Origin of the sequence: Janthinobacterium sp. BJB301 (assembly GCF_002735685.1) — a bacterium.
Taxonomy (GTDB): Bacteria; Pseudomonadota; Gammaproteobacteria; order Burkholderiales; family Burkholderiaceae_D; genus Janthinobacterium; species Janthinobacterium lividum.
Map to the genome: position 1 here is coordinate 2,702,632 of NZ_PDZJ01000001.1, position 19,835 is coordinate 2,722,466.

At 61.7% G+C, this 19,835-nt stretch carries 14 protein-coding genes; 4 read left to right on the plus strand and 10 right to left on the minus strand.

All coding sequences use genetic code 11. The annotated features are described in order from the left end of the window. The first annotated feature begins 22 nt into the window (after window positions 1-22). Window positions 23-2,200, plus strand: coding sequence for a TonB-dependent siderophore receptor (locus CSQ91_RS11960; protein WP_099388346.1), 2,178 nt, complete (start codon window positions 23-25; stop codon window positions 2,198-2,200). Here CSQ91_RS11960 and CSQ91_RS11965 read toward each other — a convergent pair whose 3' ends face one another. The 3 genes from CSQ91_RS11965 to CSQ91_RS11975 all read right to left on the minus strand — a co-directional run bounded on the left by CSQ91_RS11965 (window position 2,201) and on the right by CSQ91_RS11975 (window position 3,965). Next, window positions 2,201-2,749 (minus strand): AAA family ATPase, encoded by a 549-nt coding sequence (locus CSQ91_RS11965; RefSeq protein WP_070255517.1) that lies wholly within the window; start codon window positions 2,747-2,749, stop codon window positions 2,201-2,203. Next, entirely contained in the window at window positions 2,749-3,360 is a 612-nt protein-coding gene (gene pnuC, locus CSQ91_RS11970; protein ID WP_070282197.1) for a nicotinamide riboside transporter PnuC, read from the minus strand. Before pnuC ends, CSQ91_RS11965 begins: the two co-directional genes overlap by 1 nt. An 86-nt stretch (window positions 3,361-3,446) precedes the next feature. Next, on the minus strand, window positions 3,447-3,965 hold the full coding sequence (locus tag CSQ91_RS11975) for a DUF2867 domain-containing protein (RefSeq protein WP_099388347.1): 519 nt from the start codon (window positions 3,963-3,965) through the stop codon (window positions 3,447-3,449). 67 nt (window positions 3,966-4,032) lie between these two features. Here CSQ91_RS11975 and CSQ91_RS11980 point away from each other — a divergent pair, with 67 nt between their 5' ends. Together CSQ91_RS11980 and CSQ91_RS11985 are read left to right on the plus strand one after the other, a co-directional pair. Next, window positions 4,033-4,680: a TetR/AcrR family transcriptional regulator gene (locus CSQ91_RS11980; protein ID WP_099388348.1), complete on the plus strand. Its 648-nt coding sequence runs from the start codon at window positions 4,033-4,035 to the stop codon at window positions 4,678-4,680. Between the two features lie 36 nt (window positions 4,681-4,716). Then, window positions 4,717-5,208, plus strand: a complete 492-nt coding sequence (locus CSQ91_RS11985) for a hypothetical protein (RefSeq protein WP_099388349.1) — start codon at window positions 4,717-4,719, stop codon at window positions 5,206-5,208. A gap of 27 nt (window positions 5,209-5,235) precedes the next feature. On the opposite strand, the gene CSQ91_RS11990 is transcribed toward CSQ91_RS11985, so the two are convergent. Beyond that, window positions 5,236-5,769: a DUF4303 domain-containing protein gene (locus CSQ91_RS11990; protein WP_143451016.1), complete on the minus strand. Its 534-nt coding sequence runs from the start codon at window positions 5,767-5,769 to the stop codon at window positions 5,236-5,238. 126 nt (window positions 5,770-5,895) lie between these two features. Here CSQ91_RS11990 and CSQ91_RS11995 point away from each other — a divergent pair, with 126 nt between their 5' ends. Further along, on the plus strand, window positions 5,896-6,180 hold the full coding sequence (locus tag CSQ91_RS11995) for a hypothetical protein (protein ID WP_099388350.1): 285 nt from the start codon (window positions 5,896-5,898) through the stop codon (window positions 6,178-6,180). 3 nt (window positions 6,181-6,183) lie between these two features. Here the strand turns inward: CSQ91_RS11995 and CSQ91_RS28670 are convergent, their stop codons facing one another. The 6 genes from CSQ91_RS28670 to CSQ91_RS12030 all read right to left on the minus strand — a co-directional run bounded on the left by CSQ91_RS28670 (window position 6,184) and on the right by CSQ91_RS12030 (window position 19,763). After that, window positions 6,184-7,788 carry a tetratricopeptide repeat protein gene (locus CSQ91_RS28670; protein ID WP_143451017.1) on the minus strand — a complete coding sequence of 535 codons (1,605 nt, stop codon included), beginning with the start codon at window positions 7,786-7,788 and terminating at the stop codon, window positions 6,184-6,186. Between the two features lie 2 nt (window positions 7,789-7,790). Next, complete coding sequence (locus CSQ91_RS12010) at window positions 7,791-9,848, minus strand: phospholipase D-like domain-containing protein (protein WP_099388353.1); 2,058 nt, start codon at window positions 9,846-9,848, stop codon at window positions 7,791-7,793. A 25-nt stretch (window positions 9,849-9,873) separates the two neighbouring features. Then, on the minus strand, window positions 9,874-12,645 hold the full coding sequence (locus CSQ91_RS12015) for a type VI secretion system Vgr family protein (protein WP_099388354.1): 2,772 nt from the start codon (window positions 12,643-12,645) through the stop codon (window positions 9,874-9,876). Between the two features lie 144 nt (window positions 12,646-12,789). Then, a complete protein-coding gene (locus CSQ91_RS12020) occupies window positions 12,790-14,937 on the minus strand; it encodes a S46 family peptidase (RefSeq protein WP_371933469.1) in 2,148 nt (715 codons plus the stop codon). Window positions 14,938-15,024: 87 nt separating this feature from the next. Further along, entirely contained in the window at window positions 15,025-17,154 is a 2,130-nt protein-coding gene (locus CSQ91_RS12025) for a PAS domain-containing sensor histidine kinase (RefSeq protein ID WP_240317581.1), read from the minus strand. Further along, on the minus strand, window positions 17,151-19,763 hold the full coding sequence (locus CSQ91_RS12030; protein WP_099388356.1) for a chemotaxis protein CheB: 2,613 nt from the start codon (window positions 19,761-19,763) through the stop codon (window positions 17,151-17,153). Before CSQ91_RS12030 ends, CSQ91_RS12025 begins: the two co-directional genes overlap by 4 nt. Window positions 19,764-19,835: the final 72 nt, after the last annotated feature.

The window sequence follows — 19,835 nt, forward strand, 5'->3', positions numbered from 1 at the left end:
CGGCTTGAACCACGAGCAATCTATGTCCACACCGAATTTATCTGCGCATTTTTCCCGTCCTGTACTGACCCTGGCCATCCTGCACGCGTTTGCCGCGCCTGCCTTTGCTGCGAACGACACCGCCGAAGCCACCGATCCGCAGGCCCAAAACATGGCCGAAGTCGTCGTCACGGCCAGCAAGGCGCCGGCCGCCAAGCGCGCCTCCGTGGGCGGCTTTACCGACGCGCCGCTGCTGCAGACACCGGCGTCCGTCACCGTCATTTCGCAAAAAGACATGCAGGACTTGCAGATCCGCAATCTCAGCGATGCCGTCAAGCTCGACGCCAGCATCAACGAATCGTACAACGCCGTCGGCTACGCAGAACAGTTCACCATCCGCGGCTTCAAGCTCGACACGAACTCCAGCTACCGCAAGGATGGCGTGGCCATTCCTGGCGACACGCAAATTCCGCTGGAAAACAAGGAACGCATCGAAGTATTAAAAGGCCTGGCCGGCTTGCAGGCAGGCGTGGCCGCGCCTGGCGGCGTGATCGACTTCATCGTCAAGCGCCCCACCGCCGCACCGCTGCGCAGCGTCACCGTGGAAGCGCGCGAACGGGGCACCGTGTATGGCGCCGTCGACCTGGGCGGACGCCTGGAAGACACGCGCTTCGGTTACCGCGTCAACGTGGCAGCCGAGCGCCTGCGTTCCTACATCAAGGGCGCGGACGGCAACCGTCGGTTCATTTCCGGCGCCTTCGACTGGCAGATTTCCCCGCAAGCGCTGCTGCAGCTCGACGCCGACTACCAGGACAAGGCGCAGGTCACGGCGCCCGGCTTCCAGCTGCTGAGCAACGGCAGCCTGCCGGCCAACGTCAGCGCCGACACCATGCTCAACAAGCAGCCGTGGACGCATCCGGTGGAAACCGTCACCAGCAACCTCGGCCTGCGCTTCCAGTACGCCTTCAATGATGACTGGCACGCCACCCTGTCCGCCAACCAGCACTCGTTCAAGCGCGACGACTACACGGCGTATCCGTATGGCTGCAGCCCGGAAAGCTGGGCGCCCGTCTTCTGCAGCAATGGCGATTTCTCCGTATGGGACTTCCGCAGCCTGGGCGAAACGAAAAAGCCGCTGAGCGCGCAAGCCATGATCCAGGGCAAGTTCGCCACCGGCAGCCTGCGCCACGAATTCACTGCCGGCGTGTCGTACTTCAACCGCAAGGACCGGGCCGGCAAGTACGTGTACGACGAAGTGGGCATCAGCAACATTTATCGCCCCGTCATCGTCGCGCCATCCGACGGCGTCACGGGCCCCGTGCGCCTGGTACGCAACGACAAGGAAAAATCCGTCTTCGTGCAGGACATCGTCAGCCTGGCGCCCAACTGGAAGCTGCATGGCGGCCTGCGCCACATCAATGTGGATGGCTACCAGTATGTGCTGAAGGCCGACACGGAAATCCGCGCCAAGCACGACTTCCTGTTGCCGAACGTGGCGCTGGTGTACAACCCGCAAGACAATATCGCCGTGTATGCATCGTATTCGCAGGGCATGGAGCACGGCGGCACGGCCGACCGCTACGCGGAAAACGCCAATGTGGAACTGACGCCGAGCCGCTCGAAGCAGGTCGAATTGGGCGTGAAGGCGGACCTGACGCAGGACTTCATGGTGGCCGCCACCCTGTTCCAGATCCGCAAGGGCCTGGAATTCAACCAGTACCTCGACAGCAGCATGAGCACCTACAACTTCGTGCGCGCGGGCCAGGCCCAGCACCGTGGCCTGGAATTGTCTGCCCAAGGCAAGGCATCGGCCAACCTGAACCTGGGCGCGTCCATCACGGCCCTGAACAGCCAGCAATCAGGCACGGGCAGTGCGGACTACGATGGCAAGCGCGTGCCCAACGTGCCGGCCTTCAAGGCGGCCGTGCACGCCGACTACGCCGTGCCGCAAGTGGCGGGCTTGAGCGTGAATGGCAGCTGGGAATATGCGGGCAAAAAGGCGTTTGAAAACAACAACACCACCTTCGTGCCTTCGTACAGCGTGTTCAACCTGGGCGCCGCCTGGGCCACGCGCCTGGCCGGCACGCCAGCCGTGCTGCGCGCCACCGTCAACAACGTGACGGACAAGTTCTACTGGCGCGATGTGACTCCGGAAGCAGGCGGCTACCTGTTCCCGGGTGCAAGCCGCACCTTGAAGGTGTCGGCGCAATTCGACTTTTAATTAAGTTGACGTAAAGGCAGGCGCCGCATCGAGCGCCTGCTGCAGCAAGGGCGCCGCCTGTTCCAGGCGCGCCTCCAGGCTGTCGTGCAGCACGTGGTAGGCGATGCCGCGCGCATCGAGCTCGTCGAGCAGATAGCGGTAGATCAGCTGGCGCACGGCTTCCGACTCGCGCTGCAAGCCGTCGGCCACCCACGGGCTGTCGGGCGCCGTCACCAACGTCAGATCGTACTGCGTGGCATCGGCCAGCGCCGCCAGCGGCGCATCGGCGCCATTGAAATAATGGCGGCTGTAGACCACCGTCATCAACGGCGTCGTATCGCAAAACAGGAAGTGGCGCGCCTGCGCGGTGGCGGCCGCTTCGCGTTCGACTTGCGTTCGCGCAATGCCAAACTGGTCGGCTGCGACGGGCACCCGGCCCTGCTTCTCGACAAATTCGCGCAAGTATTCCGGCACCCAGACGGTGCCGTAGCGTTCGGCCAGGGCGGCTGCCAGGGTCGACTTGCCCGACGATTCCGCGCCCAGGATGGCCACGCGCACGCAACGCTCCATCACTTGAGGACCATCGCGCTCGGCGCGGCCGGGGCCGACTTTCTCCACGCCAGCAAGCCGATGATGGCCATCACGACGAAGAAGGCATACAGCACGGCCGTCAGGGTCAGTCCCTTGTGCAGGTATAGCCACACATACAGCACGTCGACGATGATCCAGGCGATCCAGTTTTCCAGTTTCTTGCGCGACAGCAGGAATTGCCCCACCAGGCTGCCTGCCGTGAGGAAGCCGTCCGCGTGGGGCACGTCCGTATCCGTCGTCGTCAGCAGCCAGGCGATCAGCAGGAAGCCGACCAGCCAGCCTGCGGCGCACGCCATCCAGCCGCGTCCATCGAGGCGCGTGACAGGCAAGGTCTTGCCGCCGCTGGCCGGGTGCAGCCACTGGTACCAGCCCCAGAACGAGACGCTGATAAACAGCAGTTGCAAGGCCATGTCGCCATACAGGCGCGATTCGAAAAACACGAAACCGTAGGCGGCCGAGGAAATGATGGCGAACAGCCACGCCCAGTGATTCTGGCGGATGTTCAGCGCAACGGTTGTCAATGCCAGGACAAAGGAAATCAGTTCAAGCGGCGTGGTGGCAAAACCCAGCAGGAGAAGCGTATCGTTCATGGGAATCGTGATGAGGCTGGTGGTGCAGTATGCAATACCAGCCATGAATAAGCAAGATTGCCCGCACCGCCGCAGCCCTTCCCTACTCAGGCAAAGCCCCCCTTGACGGCGCGCGCCAGCGTACGCCGCACGATCAGCTTGTGAAATGGCCGGATCACCAGGATGTAGGTACGCCCTATCCAGTTATGGCAATGCACGACGGTGGAAAAGGTAACGCTGCCATGCAGCCCCGCGTCCCGGTTGCGCAGCACGGACAAACGGAAGTCCAGGTGGCTATCGTCCTCGCCCACGATGATTTCATCATCGCTGACGGCATAGATGCGAAAGATGCCGATGCGTCCATCAAGCTTGGCCGCCAGCTGTCTTGCCGTCTTGATGCCGAAGGGCGAGACTATCGTGTCGCGCACCGCCAGCAGCCACTGCGCCCAGCGCGGCTGGCTGCATAGCACCACACGCGCCAGGGCCTGCATATCCATCTGCCGTACACCAGCGCTGGGCAGGCCGACGGCATACGCGTCGGCCAGGTTGCTGCCCGGATACAAGGGGGCGATGCTGGCGCCTGGCGGCAAGGCCACGGCGCGTACCACGTTGCTTATCTCTTGCATGTGCTCTCCATGTGTTCAGTGATAACATGGCCATCATACACGACAATGTGAACAGCGATAACATCGAATGACAAGCACAAGTACTTACCATCACGGCAACCTGCGCGACACCCTGGTCGCCGCCACCATCGCCCAACTGGCGCAGCAGCACGACGCCACCCTCTCGCTGCGCGAACTGGCGCGCACGGTGGGCGTGTCGATCGCCGCCGTGTACCGCCACTTCCCCAGCAAGGAAGCCTTGCTGGCCGACGTGGCGGCAGCCGGCTTCGCCAGCCTGATCGCCAAATGGGAGGCAGAACTGCCGCCGCAGGGCAGCCTGCCCTCCGAACAGCGTTTTCAGTTGCTGGGCCAGCAATACATCGAATTCGCCTTGGCCGCGCCGGCCCACTACCGGCTGATGTTCGAACACCAGGACGTGCGCCAGTTCCCCGCCCTGATGGAAGCGGCGCAAGCGTGCTTCCAGTACGTGCTGCAGACGGCCGGCGCGGCCGTGCGCGAAGCGGGCCTCGACCCGCGCTGGGACAAGGCCGCCGCCAGCGCCGGCTGGTCGCTGGGCCATGGCTACGTGATGCTGCTGCTGAGTGGCCGCCTGGCCATGACGGACGGCGGCGACGATTTGTCGCCGGCGATGGTGCCGCGCTTTTTCCAGTTGCCGGTGGAGGCGTTGCGGCAGGCTGCCTTGCCAGGCGGGGCAACCGCAATCAAGTCAGATTGACCCAGTGATCGGCGAGTGCCAACGTCAGGAACTTTCATGCGCAACATATCGATAGACACGCTCTCGGTGACCGCCAGGCAATGCATTGCCGTAAGCTGCCTGCAACGCTTTTGCCAGCGCTTTGACATTCACCATCCGGCGCTGTCCGCATTCGCCGAACACGTGTGGAAAGTGGCGCAGATCGCGCCTGGGGATTTTTCGGCATGGGAGCATGGTTTTGCATCCCTGGCGGTGACCGGCATGGGCGACCCCTGGCCGGATGACATCCGCCTGGCCATGCCCGGGCACCTGCTCGGCACGCTGGAGCAACTTGTCGGGCATGTGCTGGAAACGAGCGCCTGCACCTGGCATGGCGATGACCTTCCGGCAAGCCGGCGGCAGCTGGAAGCCGTCCTTGATATCTGCGCCAGGCACGGCGTGGCGGCGCCACCGCTTGCGCACTATGTGCAGCACGATGCGGCGCTGCGCGGCGGCTGGGGGCCGATGCTGACGGACGCGGAAGTCAGGCGCTGGCAAGCCCTGCTATAGCGCGCGGCCTGCAATGGCGGCGGAGGCTCACGCCGGCAGACCCTGGCGCACCTGGTCGAGCAGCCGCTCCTCTTCCTCCGTATCGGCGTCGATTTGCGTGACCACGGTCCAGAATTGCGGGCAGGTCCTGATCTGCTCGAAAGCCTGGCTCGTTTCTAGCCGCACCATGGTTTTCCTCAGGCTGTGCAGATAGCCCTCCTCGATGGCATCGAGCAGTTCGTCATCGGCAGCGTCGATCAGCTCGAGCAGCGCGCCTTCGATCCTGGCATACCCCTCCTCCCACAGCTGGCCGATTTCCGGCACGTCGACTTCGATGCACTCGTTCGACCAATCCGGAGGATAGTAATCGCGCTCCCGGTTGGCGGGATCGGTGTCAAGGCTCAGCGAAAGGGATGGAAACGATACGGCGTTGAAGGCAAAGGCGGAAAATGCCTGATCCTTGAATGGGGACGCGCCCAGCAAGGCCAGCGACGCGCTGGCCAGCTTGAAGCAGGTTTCTTCCACGTCGTAGGCAGTTTCAAATGTCTGCCAATCAAGGGGTAAAGCGGGAGTCGGGGGCATGGCGGGCCTGTCGAAAAAAAATAAGGATGGGAAGTGAAAAGAATTATACGTGGCGCAGCCGATGCGGCAGGCGGTGGCGCGTGAACAGTGCGGACGATGGCGGGACCGCAAACCGGCGAGTCAGAGATGTTCGAGCACCAGGAGGTGCGCCAGTTCCCCGCCCTGCAGGAATCGGTGCAAGCGTGCTTCCAGTATGTGCTGCAGGCAGCAAGCATGGCCGTGCGCGAAGCGGGCCTCGATCCCCGCTGGGATAAGGCCGCCGCGAACGCCGGCTGGTCGCTGGGCCACGGCTACGTGATGCTGCTGAGCGGCCGCCTGGCCATGGCGGACGGCGGCGACGAGCTGTCGCCGGCGATGGTGCCACGGTCTTTTCAATTGCCGGTGGCGGCAATGACGCCAGCACAGCTGTGAACGTTAAGCGTTAGCCGGGTCTGCAATGGACGCATCCATCAAATGCCACATCACGTCGTCGTCCGGCAAATCGAGCAGCCAGTCGCGGCGCGGTCGCGGGAACGGCGTACCCTGGCTCAACCACGCCTGGCGCCAGTACTGGTTGACGATGGCCTGCAGCGGATGGTCGGCCGCTACCCACGGTTGCCAGACGCCGCTGACCGGACAGGCTTGCCCGCAAGTGCAGCTCAACCATGGCTCGGGCCGCGTCACCTCGCGCAGCAAACCGCGCGCCGCGCGCGGTTCCACGGCCCCATGGTTATGCCGTATCGTCAGGCACTGTTCCCACGTCACGAGGCCATAACGGCTCCTGCCATCGGCATCGAGCACGCTGAAATGGCGGAACTCTTCGCCTTTGAGAAACAGCCGGGCCGGCTCCGTCAAACCCTGCCCACCGGCGGGTTGCCAGTATGCGGAAAACGGCGCACTCGGCGCGTCGCTGTGCAAGCCGGTGGGGCGGAGCGCATAGTCGGCGGCCAGGAAATATGGTTTTTGCAACAGCGAGGTGGCGCTTGGCTTCGGGGTGGTTGGCGGCGGGCGCACGCCCATGGCAGCGTCGAGCAGGCTCTTTCGTTGGCCATCCCACGGCGGCAGATCGGCCGGCGGTAATGGCAATATTTTATCGAGGTTGGGGAAGCGGCGATTGGGGTTGAAGCCGAGAGCACGATTAAGTACCGCATAACGTTCACCGCGCGCTTTGTCCACATATGGAACCAGCATATCGGCAAGATCAAAAGGAGAACCAAATTCAATTGCCAATGCGCTCGCACACTCTGCACAACCAAACTTGACTCCCTCATGCAATACATTTAGAGCACGCTGTTTGGTTGCGGGAGTTCGATCACCAATCTCATCGCCATTCGCAGCTCTTGGTATTGCATACAAATAGTGTAAGTTAAACGCAGCAGGTCCGTATCCCTGAGAAAGCGCACATGCCATCATTTTTATCGCCACAGGAATATTGGCCCAATATCCAGGAATAGCACCGTCTGTTCCCGCTCTTAATTTCTCTCCTAAAAATGCCATCGCCTGAGGATTCCCCATGACAGCAGCCTTTTGCCAGAAAGCATAGGCGCGAGTGTTGTCGCCGTCAACGCCGGTGCTATTCGCATAGTACGTCCCCATCCGGTCATAAGCTGCCGGTATCCCAAGCCGCATTGCCTTTTCCACCAGTTGCACCGCCTCTTCCTCACCATGCAAGGGATCGCGTCCTTCCACATACAGGCTGGACAGATTGAGCATCGCCTTCCAATGCAACCGCTCTGCCGCTTGACGCGTCAGAGCGACGATTTTTTTGTAATCGCGGTCGTCCACGGCAATTTCAGGATCTTCCATGGCGCGTGCTTCGAGAAACCACTCCTCCGCTTGCGCATCGACGGGCGGCACCTTGTTCGATTCGATTTCACAAATGAAATCGGGGACATGTGGATTGAAGAGGGGTAGGCTTTGGTTGCGTGGCAAGACGTCTTCTTTGTCGTTTGGCATTTTGCAGGCGAATAAAGGGATACACAGGAAAACTACCAATACGGAACATGGCAGGCGAATGAATATATTTTGATACTTTTTCATGCTCACCCCAGACGTATGGTAGAACTTCGGCTATCTTCTAATGGCAACAAAAAACCAATCATTTTTTTTAATTTTGCTCCTCCTTGTTTTGCCAGCTTTTTCGTCCGATTGGCCTTCATTAAGTTTCCCCACTTTTCAAAAGCATCCACAATCTCCGCCTTCGTCCCACCCCCACCATCGACCAGCCCGCCGCTATGCATGCGCCACACCCGCTTGCGCAAATCACGCGCCACGCGGTGGTCGATGGTGGTGATATTGATTTCGCTGTCGACGGCCATGCTGCGCTGGTTCAGGTTGGCGCTCCCCAGCGTCATGAACACGTCGTCGACGAGCATCAGTTTGGAATGGATGTAGATTTCACGGTAGCGCCAGCGGCCGTTGTCAAACGCGCTGACATTGAGCATGGCCACCGATACCTTCAGCCCGAATTCGCTCTCGAGCGTCATCGCACCGGGTTTGTTGATGCCGTTGGAGTGCCGCACCACGTCAGGCAACTGGACCGCCACCTCGGAGGGAACGCCGAATTCATCCCTGACACGCCGGGTTTTCTGTCGCTTGTTGTAACCGTCGATCATGGTGTTTTGCCCCGTCATGCCATCGTGCTGCCCCAGCGCTGCCAGCGTGTCGTGGGTGCGCGGCACCATCTGCGCGCGTTCCGGCACGGGGATGACGATGAATACGTGCATGACCGGCATATCTTCAAGACTCTTGCCCGCCTTGACACTGCCGGCCTTCCAGGCGGCGACCACCTTCTTGCGCTCGGCCAGCAAGTGCCGCGCCCATTCTTCATATTGAAAATACTGGTTTTCCACGTACAGGTAGCCGGCCGCCAGGCTGGCCTGGGTCACGGCGCGAAAGTAGGTTTCCTTGATGGTCTTGTCCTGCTCCTCGGGCTGGGTCAGGACGATCTGCACGGTGGAGTCATCCTTCCCGGCCTCGCGCAACAGCCGCGCCGGTGGGCTGCCACATGGCAACTCCCGGCTTACACAGTCGGTGGAAGCCGAACGCGTGCGGTCGCCGGCCGCGCGATCCCATGCCTTCGCGAAATTGTTGTACAGCGCAATGAGCGCCTTGCCGCCGTCGATGCGGCAGGCGTAATCCTGATACGGTTTCAACGTGGCGAACCCGCCGTCCGCAGCCCTTCCCTGCAAGCACTCGCGCCGCTCGTTGACACCGCCCTGTTCGCGGCGCGTATCGTCGAGCAGATGGGCCGTCGTGTCCCAATAATCGGTCACCGAGTTCAGGCCCATCACGTAACCGACGGCCTTGGCCCCCTCTTCGTGGTCGAAATCGATCAGAACCGGCTTCTGGTGGTGCGTGCCCAGGTATTGCATGCCGGGCTTCTCGATTTCCCCCATCGTCAAGCCGCCCGGCTGGTTTATTTCAGTCGCGATGCTCTTGCCGATCGCGCCGCTGTCGCCGTGCCGCAAGCGAATCTCAAGGCCGCCAAACAAACCGCTGAACGCGGCCGCATACCAGCTGTGGCAATATTCTTCACGCGCCAGCATCGGGATATCCTCAGGCCGGACGTACTTGCCCCAATAACCGTTGCCTACAACCGGTTTCTTTTTTTTGACCGCGTCGTGCAACATCGCCAGGCTGGCTTTAGCGCTGAGCTTGTCGGTGCGTTGTCCATCGGTTTTCCATGGCGAGGTGCCGTGCGAATGACCCGGCATATTGTGCACCATCGGCGAACCGATCCGGTCATGCCAGATCAGCAGGCGCACCCTGACGTGACGCCGGGCGGCGGCGATCAGCAAGTCGCCATACGTGTCGCCGCGCGGCCAGGTGGCGCTGTTGCCGCGCACCAGTTCCATGCCCGGATCGAAGCCCCAGCAGCACAGGTCGATGGACTTTTCAGCCCTGGCAATCTCGCCGGCGATGTCGGCGAACGCTTCCTGGCCGCAAATGAACAGCGCGAGCTTGTTGTTGTGCGTAATCGGATGAGTGGCCTTGCCCTTCAGGTTGCGGTTTTCCAGCAGCCACTGGAGCGAACTGGCCGCGGTACGGCCAACCTCGTCGATGTGGGTGGTTTCGATGCGGCCGCTCGATTCCGGCATGGCGCTCTCCAGTCAGTGTCGTGCATCATTGAACCCAGCGGCCATCGGCAGTATCGTCGAGCGCGCGCAAGCCGCGGTTCGACAGCTTCTGTTCGCCGTCAGGCGCCGCGTTCGGGTCGAAGCGTGCGCTGGCCTGCAATGAAAACTCTTCGCCATTGCCAAGGACGACACGGTAGCGCGGGGTGCCGTCCTGGTGCGCGATCAGGATGCGGCCGAATTCATCGGTCAGGCCTTGCTCGACTTCAACTTCGCCGTTGTACAGCGTGTATGGCACATTGGCGTACTGGCCGCCATCCGCATGGGCCTGGATCGTATGCTGCAATTGCCCCGCTACCGGCGCGATGGGGGATTCCATCTCCGGTTGCGCCCGGTTCTTGGGTGCCAGCGTTTCCAGGTTTCCATGAAACAGCGTCGGTGACGCGGTAAAAAACTGTACCTTGTCACTAATTTCAAGCATACAATCGGCGCCATGCAGGCGCACGCCTTTGCGGCCGCGAATATTCACCCAGTCGGTCTGACTGATCAATTCCAGAACCTTGTTGGCGACGATATCGACCGTATCGGTTTGCGCCGCGATTTGCACCGGGCCAGCTGCGGCGATCAGTTTCATGCCAGCCTTATGGACGAACAGGCGGAATGCTGCGCCGATGCTGGCGAACAGGCCGCCGCCGGCCGCCAGCGACAGGTCGCGCCCGGTCGTCAGCGCGGTGTGCTCGGCGCTGGCGATGTGCGTCGATTGCGCGGTCGTCGTTTCGATACCGGCCGGGCTGGCCAGCACCAGATGCGGCTTGGATAACTCCGGAAACACGCCTTCGCCACCGCCGGCACCCTTGATCGCCGCATGCTGGGCATTGAGCACATCGGCGATGGCGCCCTGCTGGGCGGCGCTTTCTTGCGCGCCGCAATGCTGTGCCAAGGCGGCAAGCGCCTTGTGCCGCTCAGCGGCCTCGGCCAACCGGCGCAAGGTTTCATCCATGCTCTTGATATGCGAGGCGGCGCCAGGGCGCGCTTCAGTGGTCAGCAACATGCCGCGGCTGGCGCGCGCCACGCCCCAGGCGTCTGACGCCAGTTCCCAGCCCTCGCCACGCGCATCCTTGCGCCCGCTGGTGTCTTCGATGCGGCTGATGTAGCCGAGCGACAATTGGCTGTGCTGATGATCGCTTTTCAGTTGCGCCTGGATGCGCTGGTGCGTGTCGTCGAGCACCAGCTGGTTGCCGCGCACACCGTAGCCGCCGCCAGGCATCAGCTCGGCGCTGCGCCAGCCGCCCAGTACGCATTGCCCCGGCAAATTCCACGGCGGCGCATGCTTGCCGTTGTACACCGCGCCGACAATGACGGGACGGTCGATATTGCCGTCGAGAAATTGGATCAGCACTTCCTGGCCGATGCGCGGCAACGCGATCTGGCCGAACGCCTGGCCCGCCCATGGCGTCATGACCCTGACCCACGGCGAACTGCCCGCGTCGAACTTGCCCAGCCGGTCCCAGTGGAATTGCACCTTCACCCGGCCCAGCGCGTCGGTATGAATGGTTTCGCCTGCCGGCCCGGTGACAATCGCGGTCTGCACGCCGGGCAAGGCACAAGGCGTGCTGTTGAAGTGCCGCCCCGGATACCAGCGGATGCTCTTGCGGATGCAGCTAAAACGGTTTTCATAATGCGACTTCGCGCCCGTCCCTGCCTGGTAATTGTTGCTGGCGATATGATCGACCGACAGGATCAGGTATTCGCGCGAGCGGATGTCCGGACGCGCCGCTTCACCTCTGGCGGCCATGGCTTGCTTACCGCTGAAGTGTCCGCCCAGCGTGAAACTGCGCCCGGCCTGGGCGCAGCGGTGATTGCCGTCAGCTTCGAAGTATTGCGCCTGGCAGCTATGCTCCTCCAGGCGGCGTTGCGCCAGCGCCTCGCCGTCGCCCATGTCGGCATAGCCATAGCCGGTGTTTTGATACAGTTCATGGGCAAACACGTCGCCCTGCTGGTGCAGCGCATAGCCGCTGGCGCGGCTGGCATACGGCTGTTTGTAGTTGAAGCTGGCCAGCGTGAGCGAGCCTGCAGCGATCTTCCGTATTGCCTGCCAATCGCGTATGCCGTCGCCCTCCAGCGAGCCCGCGCCGCTGCGAAACACCATCTCGTCGGCTACACTGGCATCGCGGTCGCCTGGATCAATGCTGTCGCTCAGCCAGGTATTGTCGCCCAAACAGAGCGTATGACCGTCGGCGCGATGTTCATACCAATAATGAATACCCTGGTCTTCCCAGCGCCGGTGCAGATGGTTGTAATCGGTTTCATTATGCTGATTGGCGCAGCTTAATATCGCTTTTTCCTCATGCAACCGGTTTTGCCAGTCGCGCTGCACATAATGATCGAAGGTCGTTTCGCTGATGTCGATGACCGTGCGTTCGTGGAACGAGACGTTGTCCATGCGCAGCCTGGAAAACGCCAGCCAGGGTTGCAGCACCATCTGGTAGAACGCGAAACCGCCATCGCTGCGCAACAAGCGAAATTCGCCGACATAACCATTAAAATAGCGCAAACTGGCGTCATCGCGCACCATCGAAATCGTGACCATGCGTCCCATCATCGCTGTCAGGGGAACATGGAGATTGTCGGACAGCAGTTCGACGTCGAAGCGGAAGTCGCGTGACATTTCCTCGTGTGCCTGTAAACTGTTAACCAGCAGCGCGGTATCAGGCGGGCCATCGTCGCGCGGAAAATCCATACGCAACAAGCGGCTGTCCTGGACTCGCCAGCTCGCTCCGAAAAGGCGCGCCAGTTCCGCTGCCAGCTCGCCATCATCCATCTTGCCCCCTTCAAACTTGTTTCCCTAGCTTATGCTAACCATGGCGAACGCTGGCATATTGATGGAACTCAAACTAGTTGCGCATACGCAAAAAAGCCGCATCGGCCCTGCGGCGGATGCGGCTTTTATCCCAGCTGGGAAAAATTACTTCTTGGCAGCCTTCGGATACTTGATGGTCATTTCCTGCAGCAAGTTATCCGCATGGTCCACTTCCTTCATCACCCACAGCATGTAGCGGATGTCGAGGTGGATGGCGCGCGTGATGGCCGTGTCGAAGTACCAGTCCTTGGTGATCGATTCATACGTCGAATCGAAGTTCAGGCCGATCAATTCGCCACGCTTGTTCATCACGGCCGAGCCGGAATTGCCGCCCGTGGTATCGGCGCTGGTGAGGAAGTTGACGGGCACCGTGCCCAGCACCGGATCGCGGAACTGGCCGTAGCGTTTTTGCTTGACGGCGTCGATCAGGCCTTGCGGCGCTTCGAACGGGGCCTTGCCCGTGACTTTCTCGACGATGCCTTCCACGGTCGTGAACGGTCCCTTGGTGATGCCATCGCGCGGCGAGTACGGCGATACCGTGCCATACGTGACGCGCAGGGTCGAGTTGGCGTCAGGATAGACCGGTTTGCCTTGCGACTTTTTCCAGGCAATCACGGCTTGCATGTATTGCGGAATCACGCGTTCCAGGTTGCCGTCGATTTCCTTGCGGCGCTCTTCCAGCGCCGCTTCGACGGGCTGCAGCTTGATGGCCAGCGCCATGAAGGCGTCGTCGGACTGGGCAACAGCGGCCTGGTCCTTCTCCAGCCAGGCCAGGCGCTTGGCCGTGTCAGCCAGTTGCGTCTGCTGGTACAGGGCCGCCACGGCAGCTGGCGCCGGCAGCAGCGCGTCCAGGCCTTGCGGATGGCTCTTCGCCGCCAGTTGCGCGTAGCGCTTCAGACCGGCTTCAAAACGCGCCTGGTCGACCTTGTTGACATACGACTGTTCCAGGCGGGCCAGACGGGCCTTGATGAAAGCCAGGTCGCGCTGCTGGAAGCCCGATTCGCGCTCGGCATCCGCCTTCTGGCGCTCCAGCGACAAACGGTAGAGGGTGCGCGCGCTTTTCAGCAAGTCGCTGTTGGTGGCCACGCTCCAGGCGAACTCTTCTTCGCTCAAGGCCATGTCGCTGGCGATCGCCGCGTCCAGTTCGGCCAGCAGGGTCGGCGACACGTTCGGCTGTTTCGCATACCAGGCGCGGAACTCGGCATCCTGCACGTCCTTGATGGCAGCGATGTCCTTGCGCGCGAAACCATCGAGCAAGCCCTGGGTTTTCTTCAGCACGTTGTTGATGCTTTTCACCACGCTCGCATAGCGCACGGCAGCGGCCGCGTCGCCATTCGTGGCGTCAGCCATCACGGCCAGGTCCGCTTGCAGTTCCGACACTTTCAGGGGGAAGGCCGTATCGCGCGCGAAGCGGATTTCCGCCGGCAGCTTGTAGCGGCTGGTGCGGCCGGGGTAGCCCGCCAGCAAGATGCCGTCACCGGCTTTCAAGCCTTCGGCCGAGACCACCAGGAAATCCTTCGATTTGTACGGCACGTTGTCGGGCGACGGGTCGGCCGGACGGCCATCCTTGCCCACGTAGGCGCGCAGGAACGAATAATCGCCCGTGTGGCGCGGCCATTCGTAGTTGTCGATATCGCCGCCGAAGTTGCCGATCTTGTCCGATGGCGCGTACACGAGGCGCACGTCGCGTATCATCATCTGGCGGATGCGGTAGTACTCGAGGCCGCGGTGGAAGGCTGGCACGGAGCAGCGGTACATCTTGTCCGTTTCGCATTCGGCGATCAGGTCCTTGACGCGCTTTTCCACGGCTTCGTGGCGCGCGCGGCCGCTCATGTCGGCCGTCAAGCCTTTCAAGACGCGGTCGCTGACGTTTTCCACCTTGTCCGTCACATACACGAGGCTGTTCGGACCGCCCGGCAGCTCTGCGGCGCGCGTCTTGGCCAGGAAGCCGTTGGTGATGTAATTGTGTTCCGGCGTGGAATTGCGCTGCACAGCGCCATACGCGCAATGGTGGTTCGTCACCACCAGGCCGGCGTCGGAAACGAAAGCGGCCGAGCAGCCGCCCAGCGACACAATGGCGCTCATCGGGTGCTTGCTCAGGTCAGCCAGTTTTTCTGCAGGAATTTCGATGCCGACCCGTTTCAGTTCGGCTTTCAGCTGTGGCAGCTGATGTGGTTGCCACTGCCCTTCGTCGGCGTGTGCGCCGGCGAACGCGCCCAACAAGGCGACTGGTAAAACGATTGTTTTGAACAAGATATGCCCCTCCATAAATAGCAGGCGAAAGTATAGCCTGTCCAGGCGGCATGAGTCGGCAAAAATTAACCCATTGCAATTTCTGTATCAGGCGGCCGGCCGCCCCGTCCCCTGCAAGGGGATCTGCAGGGCCAGGCGGCAACCGGCGCCCGATGCCGGCATGCCGACCTCGAATTGCCCGCCCAGCGCCGTCACCCGCTCGGCGATGCCGATCAGGCCGAAGCACTGTTTCTTGCGCTGCTGCTGCGGCGTGATGCCGATGCCGTTGTCGCTGATGGCCACATACACGGCGCAGGCATCCGAACTGAGTTCGATCTCCACCTGGCTGGCCTGGGCATGGCGCATGACGTTGCTGAGCGCTTCCTGCACGATGCGGAACAGCACGATCTCGACCTGGCTGCCGATGGCGGAAAACAATGCCTCGTCGCGTATCAGCAGCTGGCAAGCGACGCCGCTGCGCTTGCGGAAGTCGCCCACCTGCCACTCGATGGCCGCTTGCAAGCCAAGGTCCAGCGCCATCGGGCGCAGCTCGTTCATGATGCCGCGCACGCTCTTGATGGTGGTGTCGACGTTGCTGAGCACGGCGCCGACGCGGCGGTGCAGGCGCGGATGGGAACCTTCCGTGCGCGCGCTGAGCATGGAAATATCGATGCGCAGCGCCAGCAGGTTTTGCCCCAGCTCATCGTGGATATCCCGCGAGATGCGCTTGCGCTCGTCCTCCTTGGCCGTTTCCAGGTGCAGCGCCAGCTGGCGCAGCTGCGCATGCGACTGGCGCAGGGCGCCATCCATCAGCTTGCGTTCGGTGATATCCGTATGCGCCACCACCACGCGCAGCGGCCCTTCGCCGAGAAAGCGGCTGATCCTGGCCTGCGACCAGCGGGGGCCGGCGCGCGTGGCAAACTCATACTCGAGCGCAAACGTGTCCGCATTGCCGGCAATGACGGCGCGGATGCCGGCGGCCAGCTCGCGCCCGGCGCTGCGCTGCCAGCGCGGGTCCAGCTCGCAAAACTCCAGGTAATTCTGCGGTTTTTGCATCTGCCCGACAAAATCCAGGCACGCCTGGTTGGCATGCGCGACGCGGCCCGCCCGGTCCAGCACCAGCACGCGGTCCGTCAATGAATCGATGGTGGCGTGAAAGAAGCGCTCGGCATCGCGCAAGGCTTCCTGCGCCCGCTCGCGCTGGTGTACTTCCAGCTGCAGATGCTGGTTGGCCCGCAGCAATTCGGCCGTGCGGTCGACCACGCGCTGGTCCAGCTCGCGGTGCAACTCGCGCAAGTCCGCCTCGGCCAGCTTGCGCTCGGTGATATCGGAAAACACGCCGACAAAATGGCTGATCGCGCCATCCGGGCTGCGCATCGGCGTGATCGACAGCGACTCGACGAAGCGCTCGCCATTCTTGCGGCGGTTCACCAGTTCGCCATACCAGCTGCCATCCTGGTGCAGGCTGCGCCACATGGCTTCATAGAAATGCGGCAAATGCGTGCCGCCGCCGAGGAAGGACGGATCGCGGCCGATGGCTTCCTCCGCCTGGTAGCCGGTAATGGTGGTGAAAGCGGGATTGACGGAAATGATGCGGTTGGCGCTGTCCGTCACCAGCACGCCTTCGCGGATACTGTCGAGTATCACAAAAGCGCGCCGCAAGGCCGATTCGCGCGCGTGCTCGTCGCCCAGGTCCGTCACCACCATGCGCGCCGTGGCGCTGTCCGCATCATAATTGGCTTCGATGCGCACCATGCCGCTCATGCCACCCGCTTCGCCTTCGAACAATTGCGCTTCAAGCACCTGGCGCGCACCGTTGGTAAAGACCGCATCGAGGAAGCGGCGGAAGTCCCCTTGCGCCTGCGGCGCAACGAATTGCTCGAAACGCCGTCCCAACAGCCGGTTCTTGTCGCGCTGCAGCAAGCCGCAGGCCGCTACGTTGACGCGTGTGATGACACCCCCGCGCGCCAGCGAGAAATAGCTGACGGGCGCCTGCTCATACAGCTGCGCATAACGGTCGCGGCTGCTTTCAAATTCATTCTTCAGCTGCTCCAGTTCGGCCAGGGCCGCGCTCTGCATTTCCAGCTCGATCTGGCTGACCTGCAGCTCATGCAACTGGCGCATCACGTCTTCATTCGACTGCGGCGGCGCTACGGGCTGGCGCTGCTGCGCCGCCAATTGCCCGGCCTGCTCTCGCAATCTGGCCGGCCCGCTCTCCTCGTCGAATGGTTCGCTCATGACGCGCTCTCTCCTGCTTTCCCGTCTGCCACGGCGCCGGCCTGGATCTGGCGCAGCTGGGCTTCCAGTACCTTTGACTCGGTAATGTTAATAAAGGTCACGACCACGCCATCAATGACATTTTCCACCGTGCGGTACGGCATGATGCGCACGTTGTACCAGCGCCCGTTCTTGGTCTGCACCTGCCGCTCGCAAAACACCAGGCTGCGGATGACCTCCAGCGCGTCCACTTCCAGATTCGGGTAGGCGAGGTCGTTGACGATGTCGCTGAGCGGACGGCGCAGGTCCGTCTGGATCAGCTTGTAGATTTGCGTGGCCGGCGCCGTGAAGCGGCGGATGCGCAGCTCGCTGTCGAGGAAAATGGTGGCGATATCGGTACTATTGAGCAGATTTTTCATGTCGCTGTTGACCAGCGACAAATCGTCGACCTTCGATTGCAGCTCCGCATTAACCGTGTACAGTTCTTCGTTCAACGACTGCATTTCTTCCTTCGACGTGGTCAGCTCTTCGTTCGCCGATTGCAGCTCTTCATTGGTCGATTGCAATTCCTCGTTGGCCGATTTCAATTCTTCGCGCGAGGTCTGCATTTCATCGCGCACGGCCTGGATTTCATTGCGTGCCTGGATCAGCTGCTGTTCCAGTTCCAGCACCTTGGGATTCAGCGAGCGGCCCCGGCGCGGGGTGGCGGCCAGCGGCACGCTGGCAAACGTCACGAAGAGCATGCCGCGCAGCGCTTCGGGCTGGCGCAAGGCTTCCGCCGTCAAATCCACGCCCTGCGCCTGCCCTGCGTGATCCTTGAGCAGCAAGCCTTTCAGGCGTACCAGGCTGTCGCTTTGCAGCGCCTGCTTGATCAGGCCCGCCAGCTCGTAACGCAGGCCATCGCGCGCCATGGCGTGGATATTCCAGTTGGCCTTGCCTGCCGCCGGCTCCAGGAAGGCGCCCGTGCGCCCGTTGATATACAGGATGTCCCCATCCTGGTTCAGCAGCACGGCCGCAGGCGAATATTTCTGGAGCAATAATTGCTCGACATGGGATTGGATTTTTCCAGTCATGCTGACTTCTCTCGTGTCGCTGGGGGTAGGAGGAGTGGCCGACGATACCTTCGTGGGGAAGTACGTCAGCAAGCGCTGGCGCGCCAGGTTGTCGAGCCGGCGGTACAGCCGGGTCGACGTCGTCAGCGGCGCGAACAGCTCGGAAAAATGTCCGGGCGTGTCGGCGCTGCCCAACAGCAAAACGCCGTCGCGGTTCAAGGCGTAATGAAACAGGGGAATCAAACGCTGCTGCAACTTGGCATTGAGGTAGATCAACAGGTTGCGGCAGCACAGGATATCGAGCTTGGTAAACGGCGGATCGGAAATGATGTTTTGCTGGGCAAAGATGATCATGTTGCGGATCTCTTTCCTGACCAGGTAATCGGTCTTGTCCTGCAAGAAAAACCGTTCCAGGCGCTCGGCCGACACATCGCTGCTGATCGTTGGCGGAAACCGGCCCTGGCGCGCGCGGTCGATGGCGTCGGCCGACAGGTCGGTGGCAAAAATCTGCAGGCTGTACTTCGATGGCGGGTTGCTGCCGGCCACCACTTCATGGAAGACCATGGCCAGCGAATACGCTTCCTCTCCCGTGGAACAGGCAGGAATCCAGGCCTTGAAGGCGCGCCCTTCCGGGTGGGCCGCCAGCATTTGCGGCAAGACCACCATTTTCAGGTATTCCCACACTTTCGGATCGCGGAAAAAATTCGTCACGCCGATCAGCAATTCCTTGAACAGCAGGTCGATTTCCACGCGATTGTTGCGCAGATAGGGAATGTACTCTTCCATCGATGTCATCTGGTACAAGCTCATGCGGCGCTCGATGCGGCGCAGGACCGTATTGACCTTGTAGTCCGAGAAGCTGTTGCCCGTATGTTCGGCCAGCAAGGCGACAATTTCCTGCAAAGAATTGCGTCCGCTCGGCTCCTTGCCCGGCAATTCCAGGAAACTGCTGCGAAACAGGTAACTGATGATCTTTTCCGGCATCTTGTCGGGAAAATCGACGAGGTCCACGGCGTCGGCGGCAATGGCGCTTTGCGGCATCATGTCGAACTTGGCCGTATCGGGATGCTGGGCCAGGGTCAGGCCACCGGCCTGCTTGATGGCCTGCAAGCCGCGCGTGCCGTCGCTGCCCATGCCCGACAGGATCACGCCCACGGCCAGTTCGCCCAGCTCGACCGCCAGACTCTCAAAGAAGGCATTGATGGGCAAGCGGTGTCCGCGCAACTGCAGCGGTTCGCTGAGCAGGAAACGGCCCTTCGACAGGCCGAGGTCGGCATTCGACGGAATCACATAGATATGGTTGGGCCGCAATGACGCCTGGTGCGTGATTTCCGTGACGGGTATGCTGGTGGCCCGCTGCAGCAGTTCCGGCAACAGGGCTTTTTGCGTGGGATCAAGGTGCTGGATCACCACATAGGCGATGCCGCTTTCCAGCGGTACATGGGTCAGGAAAGCGACAATAGGGTCGAGTCCGCCAGCGGAAGCGCCAATGGCCACCACGGGAAAACCGATGGTGGGCGCTTCAGGAACAGTAGGCAGGCTGACCAGACTGGTTTTGCTGCGTTTGCGGGTTATCATCGTCTGCTAGAAACCAGCCTCGGCAAACCTTGCCATGGCCAGCAATTGATAATCTTGCATTCTAGCACTCAA

Excerpts from the sequence above, each read along its gene's own strand:
- CSQ91_RS12015 (WP_099388354.1), bottom strand. The coding sequence starts at position 12,645 with ATGGATGATGGCGAGCTGGCAGCGGAACTGGCGCGCCTTTTCGGAGCG.
- CSQ91_RS11980 (WP_099388348.1), top strand. The coding sequence starts at position 4,033 with ATGACAAGCACAAGTACTTACCATCACGGCAACCTGCGCGACACCCTG.
- CSQ91_RS12010 (WP_099388353.1), bottom strand. The coding sequence starts at position 9,848 with ATGCCGGAATCGAGCGGCCGCATCGAAACCACCCACATCGACGAGGTT.
- CSQ91_RS11985 (WP_099388349.1), top strand. The coding sequence starts at position 4,717 with ATGCGCAACATATCGATAGACACGCTCTCGGTGACCGCCAGGCAATGC.
- CSQ91_RS12025 (WP_240317581.1), bottom strand. The coding sequence starts at position 17,154 with ATGAGCGAACCATTCGACGAGGAGAGCGGGCCGGCCAGATTGCGAGAG.
- CSQ91_RS28670 (WP_143451017.1), bottom strand. The coding sequence starts at position 7,788 with ATGAAAAAGTATCAAAATATATTCATTCGCCTGCCATGTTCCGTATTG.
- CSQ91_RS12030 (WP_099388356.1), bottom strand. The coding sequence starts at position 19,763 with ATGATAACCCGCAAACGCAGCAAAACCAGTCTGGTCAGCCTGCCTACT.
- CSQ91_RS11975 (WP_099388347.1), bottom strand. The coding sequence starts at position 3,965 with ATGCAAGAGATAAGCAACGTGGTACGCGCCGTGGCCTTGCCGCCAGGC.
- CSQ91_RS11965 (WP_070255517.1), bottom strand. The coding sequence starts at position 2,749 with ATGGAGCGTTGCGTGCGCGTGGCCATCCTGGGCGCGGAATCGTCGGGC.
- CSQ91_RS11995 (WP_099388350.1), top strand. The coding sequence starts at position 5,896 with ATGTTCGAGCACCAGGAGGTGCGCCAGTTCCCCGCCCTGCAGGAATCG.
- CSQ91_RS11960 (WP_099388346.1), top strand. The coding sequence starts at position 23 with ATGTCCACACCGAATTTATCTGCGCATTTTTCCCGTCCTGTACTGACC.
- pnuC (WP_070282197.1), bottom strand. The coding sequence starts at position 3,360 with ATGAACGATACGCTTCTCCTGCTGGGTTTTGCCACCACGCCGCTTGAA.
- CSQ91_RS11990 (WP_143451016.1), bottom strand. The coding sequence starts at position 5,769 with ATGCCCCCGACTCCCGCTTTACCCCTTGATTGGCAGACATTTGAAACT.